This window comes from Rhodococcus artemisiae (genome assembly GCF_036327795.1).
GTDB lineage: Bacteria > Actinomycetota > Actinomycetes > Mycobacteriales > Mycobacteriaceae > Rhodococcus > Rhodococcus artemisiae.
The window spans coordinates 271,645-287,425 of the sequence record NZ_JAUTXY010000001.1; the positions used below are offsets into that span (position 1 = coordinate 271,645).

Sequence of the window (15,781 nt, forward strand, 5' to 3'; positions counted from 1 at the left end):
GCGAATCCCTCTCGGGAGCGCCACACTGCGCCCATACTCGAACGCAACCGACGAAGGAGGCACCGATGGGCGCTCCAGATTCGAAATCCCTGTCCGGCCGGACCATGATCATGTCCGGAGGCAGTCGAGGAATCGGCCTCGCCATCGCCCTGCGCGCCGCCCGCGACGGCGCGAACATCACACTGATCGCCAAGACGGACCACCCGAATCCGAAGTTGCCGGGGACCATTCACACCGCTGCCACCGAACTCGAGCAGGCAGGCGGGCAGGTGTTGCCATTCGTCGGCGACATCCGCGACGACGACGCCGTGGCCGAAGCGGTGCAGCAGACGATCACCCGGTTCGGCGGAATCGACTTGGTCGTGAACAACGCATCCGCAATCGACCTGTCCCCCACTCCCGATATCACCATGAAGAAGTACGACCTCATGCAGGACATCAACTGCCGCGGCACGTTCCTGCTGTCCAAGTTGTCGATTCCGGCGCTTCGTGACTCCGCGAAGGCCGGGCGCAACCCTCACATCCTCACGTTGTCTCCGCCGCTGAATCTCTCGCCCAAGTGGGCGGGCGGTCATCTCGCCTACACAATGGCCAAATACGGGATGAGCTTGACGACGCTCGGCCTCGCCGAGGAACTGAGGAGCGACGGCATCGGGGTCAACTCGTTGTGGCCGCGCACGACCATCGCCACCGCTGCGGTGCGCAACCTTCTCGGCGGCGAGCAGATGGTGAATTCGTCACGCACACCGGACATCTACGCCGACGCCGCGTACGTGGTACTCACGTCGCCGGGTCGTGAAGCGACCGGCAACTTCTATATCGACGACGAGGTACTCGCCGGTGCCGGAGTCACCGACCTCGGCCGGTACCGGGCGGGCGACGGAGAGTTGCAGCTCGATCTGTTCCTCGACTGACCACGCGTCGACTTCCGGGACTTTCCGCCGCGTGCATGGGTTTCCGTGGGTCGTCGAGCCACGGAAGCCGGGTAATTGGACGAAGTCTTCGGTCGATCACGCCAGCGGAGCAGGCACAGGCGTGTTCACAGTCCTCTGGCCAGAGCATCGAACCGGTCGATGTCCTCTCGGCGGCACACGTGACTTCCGGCGGTGAGGAGTGCGGCACTTCCACAGGCGATTCCGAGCGCCAGCGCATCGTGCAGCGACCTTTCCTGCAGCAATCCGACCACCAATCCCGCCACCATGCTGTCGCCCGCCCCGACCGCGCTTCGCACCTCGACGTCGAGGGCCGGTACCTGCACGGCGTCGTCGGCCGTGACCATGATTGCCCCGTCGGCGCCGAGCGACACCACGACCACCTCCGCAATTCCCCGGTCGACGAGCTCACGTGCCGCATCGGTCTTTTCCGCATCGGTGGACAGTTCACGCCCGACCCACTCGCACAACTCGTCCAGGGACGGTTTGACGAGGAATACCCCCGAATCGATGGAGGCGAGGGCGTCACCCGAGGAATCGAGCACGAAGCGCGCACCCGCATCGCGCGCGGCGTCGGCAATACGCCGGACGAACGTGCCGGGTACCCCGGGTGGGAAGCTGCCGCTGGCCACCACGTATTGCGCGCCCGCTGCCACCTTGGTGAGAGCCGCGAGGCACTGTTCCTGCTCGTCGGCTGTCAACTCCGGCCCCGGCGTGACGAACCGATATTCGAGCCCGGTTCCGCGATCGATCGCGGTGAAGCATTCGCGGGTGTCGTCGATGATGGGCACGATGTGTTCTTCTACATCGTCGTCGTCGAGCAACCCACTCATCTGTTCGCCGCGCGCACCTCCGGCCGGATACACGGCCGCCGCAGAAGCACCGAGTACGCGGGCGACCTTCGCGACGTTCACCCCGCCCCCGCCGGCGTCATAGAACGGTTCGTCGCACCGCAGCTTGCGGGTGGGAACCACCTTGTCGGTGAATGTGGTGACGTCGAGCGCCGGGTTCATGGTCAACGTGACGATGTCGGGCATATGCGAACCCTATGGGCAGAAGTTCGCGCACGTCGACTCCGAGCGCCAGGAATCGGCAAGGTGTGTGGGAGCTGGGCGCCCACTGTTCGTCTCGTTGCTCAGGCGGTGTAGCGCAGCAGGGAGACACCGCTCGGGAAACCTCGGGCCTCGATCAGCTGGAGATTCGACGTCTCGTAACCGTCGGGGAACAGCCGTCTCCCCCGGCCCTGCACGGTGGGATAGACGAACAGTCGATATTCGTCGACAAGACCGGACTCGATCAGACCATGGGTCAGCATGATGCTGCCGGTGACGACGATGTCGCGACCCTCCATTTCTTTCAGAGCGTGCACCCGGGCGATCCAGTCGCCGGTGAGCACGGTCGAGTTCTGCCATTGGGGCTCGGCCAGCGTCGATGAGACGACGTACTTCTCGATGCGGTTGAGCTCGTCGGTTACCCCTGTGTGGTCGTCGGTCTGCTGGGGCCAGAAGCCGCGGAAGTCCTCGAAGGTTCGCCGACCCAGCAGGATCGCGTCGGACCCCTCGGACTGTGAACGGGTTGCTTCCAGCACTTCCGGGTCTTGGTCCATCGGATCGAACCAGTCGCCGAGCATCTCTATGGCGCCGTCGAGGGTGACGTTCTGGGTGATCGCAAGTGTCCTCATGTCGAGTATCGACCCGTTCGGGACCGCGGAATAATCGCTGCCGCAGTGCCTCGGATCGAGAATCCGTCGAATCCGACATCACTGCATCCGACATCACTGCATCCGACATCACTGCATCCGACATCACTGCATCCGGCATCACTGCTCTGTGCGCGTCAGGCCGCGGCCACCGCGGCGACCCGCCTCTTGTTCTTCTTGCCTCGCCCCTTGCTCCGGCATGCGACGGCGGAGCCGAGCATGAGCAACCGCATCGACCGCGCGGCAGCCTCGACGAGCAGATCGTGTCCGTTGGCGACGGCGTCCTCGAGTTTCATCGGAACGGGGATGATCGAGGCGATCGCGCCGATCCCGACGTCGTGCACGTCCGGGGCGCCGCGGCCGAGCGACCCGGCGAGCGCGAGCACCGGCACCCCGACCTGCTGAGCGCGCCGCGCGATCTCGGCGGGCACCTTGCCGTGCGGTGTCTGGAAGTCGATGCTTCCCTCCGCGGTGATGATCAGGTCGGCGCGGGCAACGAGGGCGTCGAGATCGATGCCGGACAGTCCGCTGTCGAGCAGCACGTCGAAACGGGACGCGATACGCGCCCCTGCGAGCGCCGCGAGTCCCGCGCCGAGCCCGCCGGACGCTCCGGTCCCGGGACCGGTCCGGATATCGAATCCGTCAGTAGTGCAGTGTTGTTCGAGCACCCCCGCCCACCTGTCCAGCGCAGCGGAGAGTTCGTCGACCTGTGTCGGAGTCGCGCCCTTCTGCGGACCGAACACGGGGGCGACCCCCCGCGCCCCGCACAGCACATTGTGGGTGTTGCACGCCAGGACTATCTCGGTGTCGGCGAGCGCCGGGTGCAGGGCATCGAGGTCGAGTCGATCGGCGCGCACGAGATGGCGGCCGCCGTCGGGAAGAACACCCCCGTCGCGGTCGAGGATCCGAACGCCGAGCGCCCACAGGGCGCCGGCGCCTCCGTCGCTGGTTCCGGAGTCACCGCATCCGATGACGATGCGGCGGAAGCCGTCGTCGAGCGCCGCGGCAATGAGTTCGCCGACACCGCGAGTGGTGGTCGCGCCGGGGTCGCGGCGGTCGCCGGGCACGAGTCGCAGGCCGGCGGCCGAAGCCATCTCTACCACTGCGGTGCCCGTGGAGGCGCCTCCGAGTCGTGCCCACTGCGCGACGACGGGCTCGCCGACGGGGCCGGTGACCGTGGCCGGAACGAGAGTGCCGCCGGTGGCCTCCGCGAGGATCTTCGCGGTGCCCTCCCCGCCGTCGGGGATCGGGACGGTGTCGACGGCGACGCCGGGCAGCGCTCTACGGACCCCTATGGCGATCGCCGATGCAACAGAGGGCGCGTCGAGACTCTCCTTGAATCCGCTGGGTGCGACAAGAATTCGGTGCGGAACCTTCAGTGCCATTACGCCACTCCTATCGATGAGGGGAGAACAATTCAGTGGGTGACCACGGGTGGAATCATGGGAACAGCGGCATGCCGAGCAGCGGCCACACGAACCAGGCGAACAGGAGCACCAGCACGGCACTGAGCGGGCCGAGCACCGCGGACAACCGCAACAGGTGCCTGCTCGTGTAGGTGGGGACGTCCGGCACCGACGAGAACAGCGTCACCGGTTTCGCGGAACTGGGCAGTGTATGACAGAAACCGGCTGCAGCGGTCGAAAGGAATGCTGCCGCAAGCGGATCCACGCCGACGGTGGGTGCGAGCGCCACGACCACGGGAATGAGCACCGCCGACCGTGCCGAACGCGACTGGATCACCAGGTGCGCGGCGGTCGAGATCACGACGACAACCACGACGAACAGCGGTCCCGCGGCCGCACCGCGTGAGGTGAGCGGACCGAACGCGCTGGTTGCCAGCCAGTCCACGGCGCCGCTGGTGGTGAGCGCGGTGCCGATCGACAGAGTCGCGGCCATGAACAGCAGCAGTGTCCACGGCACGGCCTTCAGTGCAACTCCGAGCTTCACCGATCCGTAGCGCGGCGACGTCGCGACGAGCGCACCGAGCAGCGCCACCACAGCGGGATGGATGCCGTGCAGCGGTTCAGTGCACCACAGCACGGTCACGACTGCGAGCAACAGCGCCGACCGGGACTCGGCGACGGTCAATGGACCTGTCACCGGGGTCGAGGATTGCGCGCCGACATCCTCGGCCGAAATCGACAGGCGCCGGCGACGGTCGTCGGCGTCGGTGAACATCCAGAGCACCAGTTCCGCTGCTGCGTGCGACGAGACGATCGCGAGTGGCAGTCCCAGCAGCATCCACGTCGCGAAATCGAATCCGCTGCCGGTGGCGGTGGTGACGATCTGGCTGGTGATCAGGTGTGCGCCGGCACCGAGCAGCGATGCCACGGCCGACAGCAGGATCACTGTCGGGAACAACAGCGCCAGTCCGCGTACCAGTCGGGGACGGTCCGCCAGGACGCCGGCGATCGCGACGAAGACCGGCAGCACGAGCGCCGCGCGCCCCGATGTCGACGGCACCGCGAATGCGGTCACTACGAGCGCAGCGGTCACAAGGTGGATCAGGCTGCGTGGGGTGCGGGCGCCGGTGACGAGGAACGCGGCGCCGCGGGTGGCGAGCCCCGAGGAGGCGACGCCTGCGGCGATGACGAAGGCCGACAAGAGCAGCCATACGATGTCGTCGCCGAGGGTGGCGAACAGCGCGTCGGCGTCGGTGACTCCCACGACGGTGAGGGTCGCGGCAGCGCCGAGCGCCACATAGGTGTCGTCGATTCGGGTGAAGATCCACAACCACACCGCGATCACGAACACGATCAGGGTGACAGCCGCGTCCGCGCTGAGCGCGACATCGGTGCGAGCGAGATGCACGATGCCGGCGCACGTCACGAGGAGGACGAGGACGGCTGCGAGACGGCCGGGTCCCGGTCGGCGTCGGACGCGCGGAAGTGGCGTCGGCGAGGACATCGGGACACGCGGCGGTGTGGTGGCGTAGAAGGTCATCGCAGCCGGTACCCCGCACCGCGAATCGTCTCGACGCGACCGCCACCGATCTTGTTGCGCAGCGCCCGCACGTACACGTCGACGACGTTGGAGGCCGGGTCGAAGTCGTAGCCCCACACGTGCCCGAGGATCTGTTCGCGGGAGAGCACCTGCCCGCGATGCCGCAGGAACACCTCGAGGAGGGAGAATTCGCGGCTGGTGAGGTCGACGCTGGCGCCGCTGACCTCGACGCGGCGGGTACGCAGGTCCAGCGCAAGATCGCCGTCGCCGAGCATCGACGTCGGGTCGGTCGCACCGGCGTCGCCGATGCGCAGCCGGATCCGGGCGAGGAGTTCGGCGAACTGGAACGGCTTGCTCACGTAGTCGTTGGCGCCGCCTTCGAGTCCTGCGACGGTGTCGGTGACGCTGTCGCGGGCAGTGAGCACGATCACGGGAGTCCGGACCCCTTCGCCCCGGAGCCGGTCGAGCACGGTGAACCCGTCCATCTCGGGCAACCCGATGTCGAGGATGACGAGGTCGAACGCGTCGCTGCGGGCCAGCAGCAGCGCCGTGTCTCCATCGCCCGCATGGGTGATGGTGTAGCCGGCGGCGCGCAGTCCCTTCTCCAGGAAGGCAACGATGCGCGTGTCGTCTTCGGCGATCAGGATGCGGCTCACGAGGTGACGGCCTTTCGGGGGTCGGGTACGGATTCGGCGTTGTGCGGTTCCGGATCGCCCTGTTCGCGGTGGTCGGTGGCGGGGAGCCGGACATCGGGGTCGTGCACGGGTAGATCGATACCGAAGGTGGCGCCCTCTCCCGGGGTGCTGTCGACCCACACCGAACCGTGGTGGGCGTCGGTGATGGCACGCACGATCGCCAATCCGAGTCCCGCACCGCCGCGTTCGGGTGCGGGTCCGCCCACGTCGGCGGGCGCGGGGTTGCCACGCCGGAAGCGCTCGAATATGCGACTCGCGTCCTCCGGTGCCACACCGGGGCCGGTGTCTCGTACCCACACACGGAACAGACGTCGGCCGTCGACGTCGACGAAGGCGGATCCGAGCTGGATCACGTCGCCGTCGTGTGTGTGGGAGACAGCGTTGGTGGCGAGCTGCAACGCAGCCTGGGTGACACGCTGGCTGTCGATGCCGGCAACCCCCTCCGCCACTTCCATGAGCTGCCAGTCGCGGGTGCCGAGCATCTGGGCCTTGGCTTCGATGTCGAGTGTCAGGTCGGTGACGTCCACCTCGCGGCATGTCACGAAGTCGGGACGTTCGGCCTTGGCAAGCACCAGCAGGTCACTGACGATGCGGGCCATGCGATCGAGTTCGTCCTCGACGAGGCGAAGAGTCGCGGCGCGGGTGGTGGCATCAGCGGTCCGGTCGAGTTCCATCACCTCGAGGTGCCCGCGGATCACGGTGATCGGGGTGCGCAGTTCGTGTCCGGCGTCGTCGACGAACCGTTGCTGGGTGTCGTGGGCTTGTTCGAGTCGATCGAGCATCGAGTTGAAGGTCTCGGCGAGCGCGGCGATGTCGTCGCGCCCGTGGACAGGCACCCGGCTGGTGAGGTCCTTCTCCCCGATCGCCGCGGCGACTTCACGCACCTGCCGGATCGGGGCGAGGATCTGGCCGGCGACGAGCCAGCCGATGACTGCGGTGAGTCCGAGCCCACCGACCGCGACGAGCGCGATGGTGCGGATGGTCTCGCCGACCTGCGCTCGCTGTTCGGCGGTGAACACCGCGACGATGAGCGCGCCGTCGTTGTTGCCCGAGGTGACGTCGGAGCGAGCCCACCGGACCCGGCCACCCTCGACGTCGATGACGCCCGAGTTGGTAGGTGTGGCGAGCATCGGGTCGAAGAGGTTTCCGTCCTCGGTCAGTCCCGGCGGCAGGTCGGGTCGATCGAGTGCGATACGCCGGTCGAACAGCAGGTCACCACCGACGACCCCGACGATCACCTCACCTTCCGAGGTGTGCTGCCGGTTCAGGTACACCTCGAGCATCCGGTCGACGGATGTGAACGGTGCGGCAGTGGTCGGGTCGACACCGACGGCCGCGAACGCGCGGAACTCGTCGATCTCTTGGGTGATGTCGGCGTTCGCGTCGTGGTCGACATCGTTGAGCAGCAGCGCACGGGTCGTCACGACGACCGACACCAGTGCGACGGCAGTGGTGAGGAGAATCCACGTGAGGATGCGCCAGCGAGCCGGGAGGGCGGATCCTCGCGGTTGCCTCTCCCCGTCACTCGTCATCGTCATCCCAGTCGTCGTCATCGTCCCAGTCGTCGTCCCAGTCGTCATCGTCCCAGTCGTCATCCCACTGCGTCGCAGGAGCGGGAAGCGGCTGACGTTGCACATCGGAGATCTGCGGAGATGCGGGGGGCGCCGTGTCCCCTGCCGGTGGCGTAGCGGCCGCCACGGTGGGAACCGGGGCGGGGAGTACTGTCTCGGGGCCCGGCGCGGTGGGCTCCTCGACGCTGCCGGGACCGGGTGTCGGCGAGTGCGCACCGGGAACGTCGTCGGCATCGCCTGCGCCATTACTCCTGCCGGTGCGATCACTGCTGCCGGTGTCGTCCGGGGCGTCGGCATCGCCGGGGCTGCGGGGGTCGACGGACACCGTGATCGATGCGTTACCCACGTCCGGGGACCCGGCGTGGCCGCCGAGCAACTGGCCCGCCCATGCGAGGCCGGCCGGGATCACCAACAGGGCTACCAGCGCAGATATCCGCTTCACGATTGCCATGACCACAATGTTCTGGCGTCGGAGTGAACAGTTCGTGAAGCGAAGATGAGAGAGTCTTCATCTTCGACACTCGTGCTTGCTCCCGACCGTGCCACCAGGCCCAGCGGTCACCTGACGGCACGGTCGGGAGCCGGCTACTCCACCGGCTTACGCAGTGCCGCCATGAACATCGCGTCGGTGCCGTGCCGATGCGGCCACAGCTGCACGCCCGGTCCGGCGCCGAGTTGTGGCACTCCCGGAACGAGTTCGCGGGTGTCGAGTTCTTCGACACCGTGGCGACGCACCGCGTCGGCAACGATCGCCACTGTTTCGGAGACGTGCGGCGAACACGTCGAATACAGCACGACGCCGCCGGGCCGCAGCAATTCGATCGCGGACGCGAGGAGCTGCTTCTGCAGGCGCACCAGGTCGGCGACATCGCCGGGTCGGCGGCGCCACCGTGCCTCGGGCCGGCGACGCAAAGCACCGAGGCCGGTGCAGGGCGCGTCGACGAGGATGCGGTCGTAGCCGGGTTGGAGACCGGGTTCGCGGCCGTCGGCGACGTGCACCGTGACCGGCAGACCACGAGTGGTCTTGCGGACCAGGTCGGCGCGGTGTTCGACCGGTTCGACGGCGTCGACGGTGAATCCGTCGAGGTCGGCGAGCGCACCGAGCAACGCGGCCTTGCCACCCGGTCCGGCGCACAGGTCGAGCCAGCGTCCACCGTCGTCGCCGGTGAGCGGCGCGAGGGTCAACGCCCGACCGACGAGCTGACTTCCTTCGTCCTGCACAGCGGCCATGCCTTCGCGGACGGGTTCGAGCCGGCCGGGGTCGCCGTGGTCGAGATGCACCGCGTACGGCGACCACTCGCCCTGTTCCCCGCCGGTGACGAGAGCGAGTTCCTCGGCGGTGATGATGCCGGGGCGGGCCACGAGATGCACGATCGGGCGGGCGTCATCGGCGGCGAGCACCTCGGCGAGTTCACCCGCGTCGGGGCCGAGGGCGTGGGCGAAGGCCTGCGCGATCCACACCGGATGCGCGTAGCGGAACGCCAGATGCCCGACGGGATCACGATCCGCGTCCGGGGCGAGCCGTTCGATCCACTGGTCCTCGGTCTGTTCCCCCACGCGCCGTAAGACCGCGTTGACGAATCCTGCTCGGCCCTGGCCGAATTCGGTGCGGACCAGATCCACGCTGGTCGCGACGGCGGCGTGATGCGCGACGCGGGTGCGCAGCAACTGATAGGTGCCCAGGCGCAGTACGTCGAGCAGCGCACCGTCGATCTCGTCCACGGGACGTTGTGCGGCGGACTCGATGACCGCGTCGAGCATGCCCTGGGCGCGGGAGGCGCCGTAGGTGAGTTCGGTAGCGAGCGCTGCGTCGCGGGAATCGAGTTTCCGTTCACGCAACAGCGCGGGAAGTACGAGATTGGCGTAGGCGTCGCGGTCCCGGACCGCGCGCAGCACGTCGCGAGCTGCGGTGCGCGCCGGATCCACCGCAGACTGCGACGGGCGCCTGGCCTGACGCGGTGTCGGGTTCCGATCGCCTGTTCCTCTTCCGGAACGGCGTGCGGGCCTGCGGGATTCGGTCACTGTGCACGCACCTTGTCGTCGAGGCGGGCGCCGCGCACCCAGTCGGCAGCGGCCATCGCCTTCTTGCCGGGCGGCTGAACGGTGCCGAGCCGGACCGCAGTGGTCGCCGTCCCGATGAACAGACCGTCTTTGCGCGCGAGAATCTCACCCGGTTCCAGCGTTTCGTCCGTCGACGTGACGGGCCCGAGCTTCACGCGCAGGTCACCGATCATCGTCCACGCGCCGGGAGCCGGGGTGACCGCGCGGATGTGCCGGTCGACGACGTGCGCGGGATGCGTCCACGTGACCCGGGCCGCATCCACTGTGATCTTCGGAGCGAGCGACACTCCGTCGGCGGACTGGGGTGCGGGGTCGAGGATGCCGTCGGCGATGCCGTCGAGGGTCGATTCGAGAAGGACCGCCCCGGCGTCGGCAAGGCGGTCGAGGAGGTCACCGGCGGTGTCGGTAGGGCGGATGGTCTCGGTTACCACGCCGTAGACGGGACCGGTGTCGAGGCCGGCTTCGAGCCGGAAGGTACTCGCGCCGGTGATCTCGTCGCCCGCGGCGAGTGCCGCCTGCACGGGGGCAGCGCCGCGCCATGCCGGCAGCAGCGAGAAGTGCAGGTTCACCCAGCCGTGGACGGGGATGTCGAGCACGGATTGCGGGATCAGCGCCCCATACGCGACGACCGGGCAGCAGTCCGGTGCCACCGCGGTCAGCCGCGCGATGAAGTCCGGGTCGCGCGGCGAACGCGGGGTGAGCACCTCGATGCCGTGTTCGTCGGCGAGTTGGCCGACGGCCGAACGCACCGTCTTCCGGCCGCGGCCGGCGGTGGTGTCGGGGCGGGTCACCACGGCGACGACGTCGTGCCGGGCGGACTCGATCAGGCGGCGTAGCGACGGGACAGCGGGTTCGGGTGTGCCCGCGAACACGACGCGCATGTCAGCGCACCACCGGCACGACGCGATGCGGTGTGGTGGGGATGGGTCCGGCCGGACGTGTCACGAATGCTGCTCCCGAATCTCGACGACGATGATTCCCACAGTCTAGGGAGTCGACCAGTACGGGGAGTCGACCAGTACGGGGAGTCGGCGGGTGGCAGATCTGATGCAGTGGAATACCGGCGGACTCAGAAGTTGCTCTGGATGATCATCTCGGGAATACCGGTACCCAAAGCCACAGGAACGCAATCACCAAGCCCGTAGCGGTCCGGATCGAGGGCGTGCCGCATCAGCGACAGCGCGAACGGATCGTAAACCATGTTGAAATGCCCGGTCAGGTCCTGCGGGCACAGATCCTGGATCTCGTAGTTCACCGCGTCACCGCTGCGCAGCGCGACGTTGCCGGCGGGTTGGATCACCTCGTCGACATTCGTGCCGATCGTCGTGTACCGCACTCCGGGCACCGTGTCGGTGGGGGTATTGAGCTGCTCGAGCAACTCCGAACCCTCGAGCTGCTGGACCAGTGCTACCGAAAACGACTCCTCTGCGATCTCCAGCGCACCGGGCACCAGAGCAGCAGCGGCACCGAGACCGTAGAAGGTGCCCCCGTAGCTCGGGGACGCGACACCTACCCATCGGTCGACGACGTCGTCACCGCCGAGTTCGTTGATGTAATAACGGGCGACGGTGGCGCCCTGCGAGTAGCCGAGGAGATCGACCTCGTCGGCACCGGTGGCCGCGCGTACGGTGTCGACGAAACCGCCGAGCTGGGCGGCGCTGACACGGATGTCTCCGGTGCCGTACTCCTCGTCGCCCGCGGCGAGTCCGTAGTTCAGGACGAACACGCACCAACCGGACTCCACGAGCAGTGGGGCGAGCGCAGCGAAGTCCGAGTAGCTGTTGGAATCGGTGCCGTGCGCCAGGATCACCGGCTTGGGGTGTTCGTTCGAGGGTCGGCAGGTGAAGTCGTTGGTACCGGTCGGTGCTGCACCCCGGTGGGTGTCGGCGTACTCGGCAGCCTCTGCGTGCGTGTGCATTATCGGACCGGGGGTCACAGGGACGAACGCGGTGGAGCTTCCGGCGGGTTGTGCACCCACCGGCCCCGCGACGAGAGCAAGGGTGCACAGCGCACCCACGAGCGCGGCGCCCACTGACCGATGTCTCCGCACAGCGATTTCCTTCCTCTGGACGACCCGCCACAATTGTGACCTGCAACAGCTCACTTGTCGTGCCGATAGGAGTCGATACAGTGCGAGGGATGAGTCACCCGTGAGGCGCGGCTAGCATGTCGGGGTGGCAACGACCGGAGTGATCACCGTCAGTGCAGTGGTGTTGAGGAACGCAGCGGGATCGTCTGTGCTGACCGTCCGCAAGCGCGGAACCACCACCTTCATGTTTCCCGGCGGCAAACCCGAACCGGGCGAGACCGCCGCCGAGACACTCATCCGTGAATTGGAGGAGGAACTGGGGGTGAGCTTGGATCCGGCCGCGCTGCGTCCGCTCGGAGTGTTCCGGGCCGCGGCCGCCAACGAAGCGGGTTTCGAAGTCGAAGCCACGGTCTTCGAGCATCCGACGGTGCCGATCGGCGGCCCGGCTGCGGAGATCGACGAGGTCCGCTGGCTCGACCTCGGTCTCGAGATCATCCCCGACGACATCGCGCCACTGACCGCACTGATGCTCCCCGCGCTACGGACCGATCCGCAGGAGCGATGATCTTCTCCGGCTAGCCGATCTTCGGCGGGTCCATCTGCACGCGCAGCGGCCCGTTCGCGCGGCGCGCGGTACGCGTCGCCTGGGCTTGACGCAGCGCCAGGCCCAGCTCCCGCCCACGGGTGCGTGCAACCCTGATGAGCATGCGGTGCACGTCGTCGGGCTCCGGAGTGTCGGCGCTGAAGGGCAGTCGCTCACCGGGCGGCAGCGGCACCGGCCCGAGCACTTCTGCACCCTCCGGGAGATGTGTGGCCTCGATCAGCTCGGCAACCGCCGCCGATCCCCCATCGACAGCCGCCATGTGCACAGCCGGCGGGAAGCCCACCTCGGCGCGCTCCTCGACCTCGGTCCGAGCGTGCCCCACCGGATCCCAGCGCACCAGCGCCTGCACGGTGGGGATCCCGGAATCGGCAACCACGACCACCTGACCGCCGTCCGCAAACGAGCGCACCAGGGCCGACGCAGTGAGCCATCGGCGCATCGTCTCTTCCGCGGCCCTCAGGTCGGCGCGCCCGAGCAACGCCCACCCATCAAGCAGAAGCGCGGCACCGTATCCCCCGGGCGCGACCGGTTCCGCGCCGACGGTGGACACGACGAGTGCCGCTCCTTCCGGAGCAACGGCCTTCACGTCCGTTCCACCCGAGATCACCACCGGCACACCGGGAAACGCGCGACCCAGTTCCTCGGCGGTGCGCCCCGCGCCGACCACCACGGCGCGCAACGACCGGGCACCGCATGCATGGCACCGATGGGTGGCGTCGGCGACTCCGCACCAGCGACAGGCCGGCACTGCCGCGCCGTCGGGTCCACCCGAGGACGGCAAGGCCAGGGGTCCGTTACAGCGTCTGCACCGGGCAGATGCTCGGCATTTTCCGCACGCCAGGGCGGGGACGTAGCCGCGGCGGGGTACCTGTACCAGCACGCCGTGGCCGGCGCCGAGCGCGGTACGGGCCGCCGCGAAGGCGATCGCGGGGAGCCGGGCTGCACGGGCCGCGGGATCACGGGCCAACGCCTGGTCACTGTCGGCGAGCGCGGTGACCTTCGGTGCCCACGCGCGCAACACGTCACGGGACGGGACGAGATCGTGTGCCCATCCGGCCTCGACGAGCGCCTGGGTCTCGGCGGTGCGGGCGTGCCCGGCGATGACCACCGACGCGCCCATCGCGTGGGCGCGAAGCGCCGCGACCTCCCGGGTGTGTGGGTAGGGCGAGCGTGGTTCACAGTGCAGGTCGTCGCCGTCGTCCCACACGACGAGCAGCCCGATGCGCGGTGTGGGTGCGAACACCGCGGCGCGGGTACCGACGACGATGCGGGCAGAGCCTCGCAATGCGGCGAGCCAGCGTCGATACCGTTCGGCCGGGCCGAGTCCTGCGGCGAGACCGACGACATGGTCGGCACCGGACACGTCGACACACGCGGCCAGGACTCGGTCGAGGTCGCGTTGATCGGGAACGACGAGGACCGCGGCGCGGTCGGTGGACGCGACGGCAGCGGCGAGTTCGGCGAGCCGGCGTGGCCAGTCTTCCCCGGGTAGCGCCTGCCATGCGGCACGAACCGTGCGACCGGCGCCGAGGGCTTCGAGGAAGTTCTCGCCGTGCCGGTAACGCACCCATGCCGCGTAATCCATCTCGGGTACCGGTGGTACACCGGTAACGCGGGGGGTTTCGGCTTCGACGCGGGCGTGTCGGGGGGGGACTGCGAGCCGCAACACGTCGGCGCGGGTTCCGGCGTAGCGAGTGGCGACCTCGTCGGCGAGTTCGACGATCTCGTCGGTGAGCACCACCTCGCCGGACACCACGCGGTCGAGCCAGCCCAGTTTTCCTCGATGGTCACTCGTGGCGACTCGGGACAGGAGGAATCCGTCGACGAGTCGCCCTGCGAACCGCACGCGCACGCGGACACCCGGTCGGGCATCCGCGTCGAGGTCGTGCGGGATCAGGTAGTCGAATACGCGGTCGAGGTGCGGCAGAGGAAGCAGCGGAAGTACCCGTGCGATCGGGTCGGCCTCGGCGGCGCGGCGCTGTTCGGCCACCACTGGCCCGTCGCCGGGTTACAGACCGGCAGCCGCGCGGAGCTTCTCGGCGCGGTCGGTGCTCTCCCACGGCAGGGAGATGTCGGTGCGGCCGAAGTGACCGTACGCGGCCGTCTGCGCGTAGATCGGGCGCAGCAGATCGAGATCGCGGATGATCGCGCCGGGACGCAGGTCGAACACCTCGCCGATGGCCTGTTGGATCTGCGCGGGATCTGTCTTCTCGGTGCCGAAGGTCTCCACGAACAGGCCCACGGGCGCGGCCTTCCCGATGGCATAGGCGACCTGCACCTCGATGCGGTCGGCCAGTCCGGCGGCGACGGCGTTCTTCGCGACCCACCGCATGGCATAGGCGGCCGAACGGTCGACCTTCGACGGGTCCTTTCCGGAGAACGCACCGCCGCCGTGGCGGGCCATGCCACCATAGGTGTCGACGATGATCTTGCGACCGGTCAGGCCGGCGTCGCCCATGGGGCCGCCCAGCACGAACGACCCCGACGGGTTGACCAGCAACCGGATGTCGGAGGTATCGAGCTCCGCGAGATTCGGGTCGGCCAGCACGGCGTCGACGACATGGGTGCGCAGGTCGGGGGCGAGCAGGTTGTTCAGGTCGATGTCCGCGGCGTGCTGCGTGGAGATGACGATGGTGTCGAGGCGAACCGGGGTGTCGCCGTCGTACTCGATGGTGACCTGGGTCTTGCCGTCGGGCCGCAGGTAGGGAAGCACTCCGGTCTTGCGGACCTCGGTGAGCCGGCGGGCGAGCCGGTGCGACAGGGAGATCGGAAGGGGCATCAGTTCCGGGGTGTCGGAGCAGGCGTAGCCGAACATCAGGCCCTGGTCGCCGGCGCCCTGGAGGGCCACCTCGTCGTCGGTCAGTGTGCCGGTACGTGCCTCGTGGGAGACGTCGACGCCGCCCGCGATCTCCGGCGATTGTGCACCGATCGCGACATTGACGCCGCACGAGTTTCCGTCGAACCCTTTTGAGGACGAGTCGTATCCGACGTCGAGGACACGGTCGCGCACGATCTTGGGGATGTCCGCATAGGCGGAAGTGGTGACTTCACCGACAACATGGACCTGCCCGGTGGTGACCAGGGTTTCCACCGCCACGCGCGAGCGGGGATCCGCGGTGAGCAGCGCGTCGAGGACGGAGTCGCTGATCGCGTCACAGATCTTGTCCGGGTGTCCTTCTGTCACGGACTCACTGGTGAAAAGCCGACCGCCGGTCTTGCTCACAGAACTCCCTCTCGACTGTTG

General features: G+C 68.2%; 14 protein-coding genes. 2 read left to right on the top strand and 12 right to left on the bottom strand.

Annotation, left to right across the window (positions count from 1 at the left end):
• The first annotated feature begins 65 nt into the window (after positions 1-65).
• Positions 66-914 carry an SDR family oxidoreductase gene (locus Q7514_RS01365; protein ID WP_330131477.1) on the top strand — a complete coding sequence of 283 codons (849 nt, stop codon included), beginning with the start codon at positions 66-68 and terminating at the stop codon, positions 912-914.
• A 125-nt stretch (positions 915-1,039) separates the two neighbouring features.
• Here Q7514_RS01365 and Q7514_RS01370 read toward each other — a convergent pair whose 3' ends face one another.
• The 10 genes from Q7514_RS01370 to Q7514_RS01415 form a co-directional block, all read right to left on the bottom strand.
• Positions 1,040-1,969, bottom strand: a complete 930-nt coding sequence (locus Q7514_RS01370; protein WP_330131478.1) for a 1-phosphofructokinase family hexose kinase — start codon at positions 1,967-1,969, stop codon at positions 1,040-1,042.
• 98 nt (positions 1,970-2,067) lie between these two features.
• Positions 2,068-2,613, bottom strand: coding sequence for a dihydrofolate reductase family protein (locus tag Q7514_RS01375; protein ID WP_330131479.1), 546 nt, complete (start codon positions 2,611-2,613; stop codon positions 2,068-2,070).
• A 155-nt stretch (positions 2,614-2,768) separates the two neighbouring features.
• Positions 2,769-4,016 (bottom strand): glycerate kinase family protein, encoded by a 1,248-nt coding sequence (locus tag Q7514_RS01380; RefSeq protein ID WP_330131480.1) that lies wholly within the window; start codon positions 4,014-4,016, stop codon positions 2,769-2,771.
• Positions 4,017-4,071: 55 nt separating this feature from the next.
• Positions 4,072-5,577, bottom strand: coding sequence for an SLC13 family permease (locus tag Q7514_RS01385; RefSeq protein ID WP_330131481.1), 1,506 nt, complete (start codon positions 5,575-5,577; stop codon positions 4,072-4,074).
• Positions 5,574-6,233 (bottom strand): response regulator transcription factor, encoded by a 660-nt coding sequence (locus Q7514_RS01390; protein WP_330131482.1) that lies wholly within the window; start codon positions 6,231-6,233, stop codon positions 5,574-5,576. Before Q7514_RS01390 ends, Q7514_RS01385 begins: the two co-directional genes overlap by 4 nt.
• Positions 6,230-7,825: a sensor histidine kinase gene (locus tag Q7514_RS01395; protein WP_330131483.1), complete on the bottom strand. Its 1,596-nt coding sequence runs from the start codon at positions 7,823-7,825 to the stop codon at positions 6,230-6,232. Before Q7514_RS01395 ends, Q7514_RS01390 begins: the two co-directional genes overlap by 4 nt.
• Positions 7,794-8,294: a hypothetical protein gene (locus Q7514_RS01400; RefSeq protein ID WP_330131484.1), complete on the bottom strand. Its 501-nt coding sequence runs from the start codon at positions 8,292-8,294 to the stop codon at positions 7,794-7,796. The genes Q7514_RS01395 and Q7514_RS01400 overlap by 32 nt, the downstream gene beginning before the upstream one ends.
• 134 nt (positions 8,295-8,428) lie before the next feature.
• Positions 8,429-9,865 carry an RsmB/NOP family class I SAM-dependent RNA methyltransferase gene (locus Q7514_RS01405; protein ID WP_330131485.1) on the bottom strand — a complete coding sequence of 479 codons (1,437 nt, stop codon included), beginning with the start codon at positions 9,863-9,865 and terminating at the stop codon, positions 8,429-8,431.
• On the bottom strand, positions 9,862-10,785 hold the full coding sequence (gene fmt, locus Q7514_RS01410; RefSeq protein ID WP_330131486.1) for a methionyl-tRNA formyltransferase: 924 nt from the start codon (positions 10,783-10,785) through the stop codon (positions 9,862-9,864). The genes Q7514_RS01405 and fmt overlap by 4 nt, the downstream gene beginning before the upstream one ends.
• A gap of 188 nt (positions 10,786-10,973) precedes the next feature.
• Positions 10,974-11,954 carry an esterase/lipase family protein gene (locus Q7514_RS01415; protein WP_408016013.1) on the bottom strand — a complete coding sequence of 327 codons (981 nt, stop codon included), beginning with the start codon at positions 11,952-11,954 and terminating at the stop codon, positions 10,974-10,976.
• 124 nt (positions 11,955-12,078) lie between these two features.
• Between Q7514_RS01415 and Q7514_RS01420 the strand changes: the two genes are divergently transcribed.
• Complete coding sequence (locus Q7514_RS01420; RefSeq protein ID WP_330131487.1) at positions 12,079-12,498, top strand: NUDIX hydrolase; 420 nt, start codon at positions 12,079-12,081, stop codon at positions 12,496-12,498.
• Positions 12,499-12,508: 10 nt separating this feature from the next.
• On the opposite strand, the gene Q7514_RS01425 is transcribed toward Q7514_RS01420, so the two are convergent.
• Both Q7514_RS01425 and metK read right to left on the bottom strand, forming a co-directional pair.
• Positions 12,509-14,527: a primosomal protein N' gene (locus tag Q7514_RS01425; RefSeq protein ID WP_330131488.1), complete on the bottom strand. Its 2,019-nt coding sequence runs from the start codon at positions 14,525-14,527 to the stop codon at positions 12,509-12,511.
• An 18-nt stretch (positions 14,528-14,545) separates the two neighbouring features.
• Positions 14,546-15,760, bottom strand: coding sequence for a methionine adenosyltransferase (metK, locus tag Q7514_RS01430; protein ID WP_330131489.1), 1,215 nt, complete (start codon positions 15,758-15,760; stop codon positions 14,546-14,548).
• Positions 15,761-15,781 lie beyond the last annotated feature (21 nt).

Coding starts and splice junctions, on each gene's coding strand:
- Q7514_RS01365 (WP_330131477.1), top strand. CDS start 66: ATGGGCGCTCCAGATTCGAAATCCCTGTCCGGCCGGACCATGATCATG.
- Q7514_RS01370 (WP_330131478.1), bottom strand. CDS start 1,969: ATGCCCGACATCGTCACGTTGACCATGAACCCGGCGCTCGACGTCACC.
- Q7514_RS01375 (WP_330131479.1), bottom strand. CDS start 2,613: ATGAGGACACTTGCGATCACCCAGAACGTCACCCTCGACGGCGCCATA.
- Q7514_RS01380 (WP_330131480.1), bottom strand. CDS start 4,016: ATGGCACTGAAGGTTCCGCACCGAATTCTTGTCGCACCCAGCGGATTC.
- Q7514_RS01385 (WP_330131481.1), bottom strand. CDS start 5,577: ATGACCTTCTACGCCACCACACCGCCGCGTGTCCCGATGTCCTCGCCG.
- Q7514_RS01395 (WP_330131483.1), bottom strand. CDS start 7,825: ATGACGACGACTGGGATGACGATGACGAGTGACGGGGAGAGGCAACCG.
- Q7514_RS01400 (WP_330131484.1), bottom strand. CDS start 8,294: ATGGCAATCGTGAAGCGGATATCTGCGCTGGTAGCCCTGTTGGTGATC.
- fmt (WP_330131486.1), bottom strand. CDS start 10,785: ATGCGCGTCGTGTTCGCGGGCACACCCGAACCCGCTGTCCCGTCGCTA.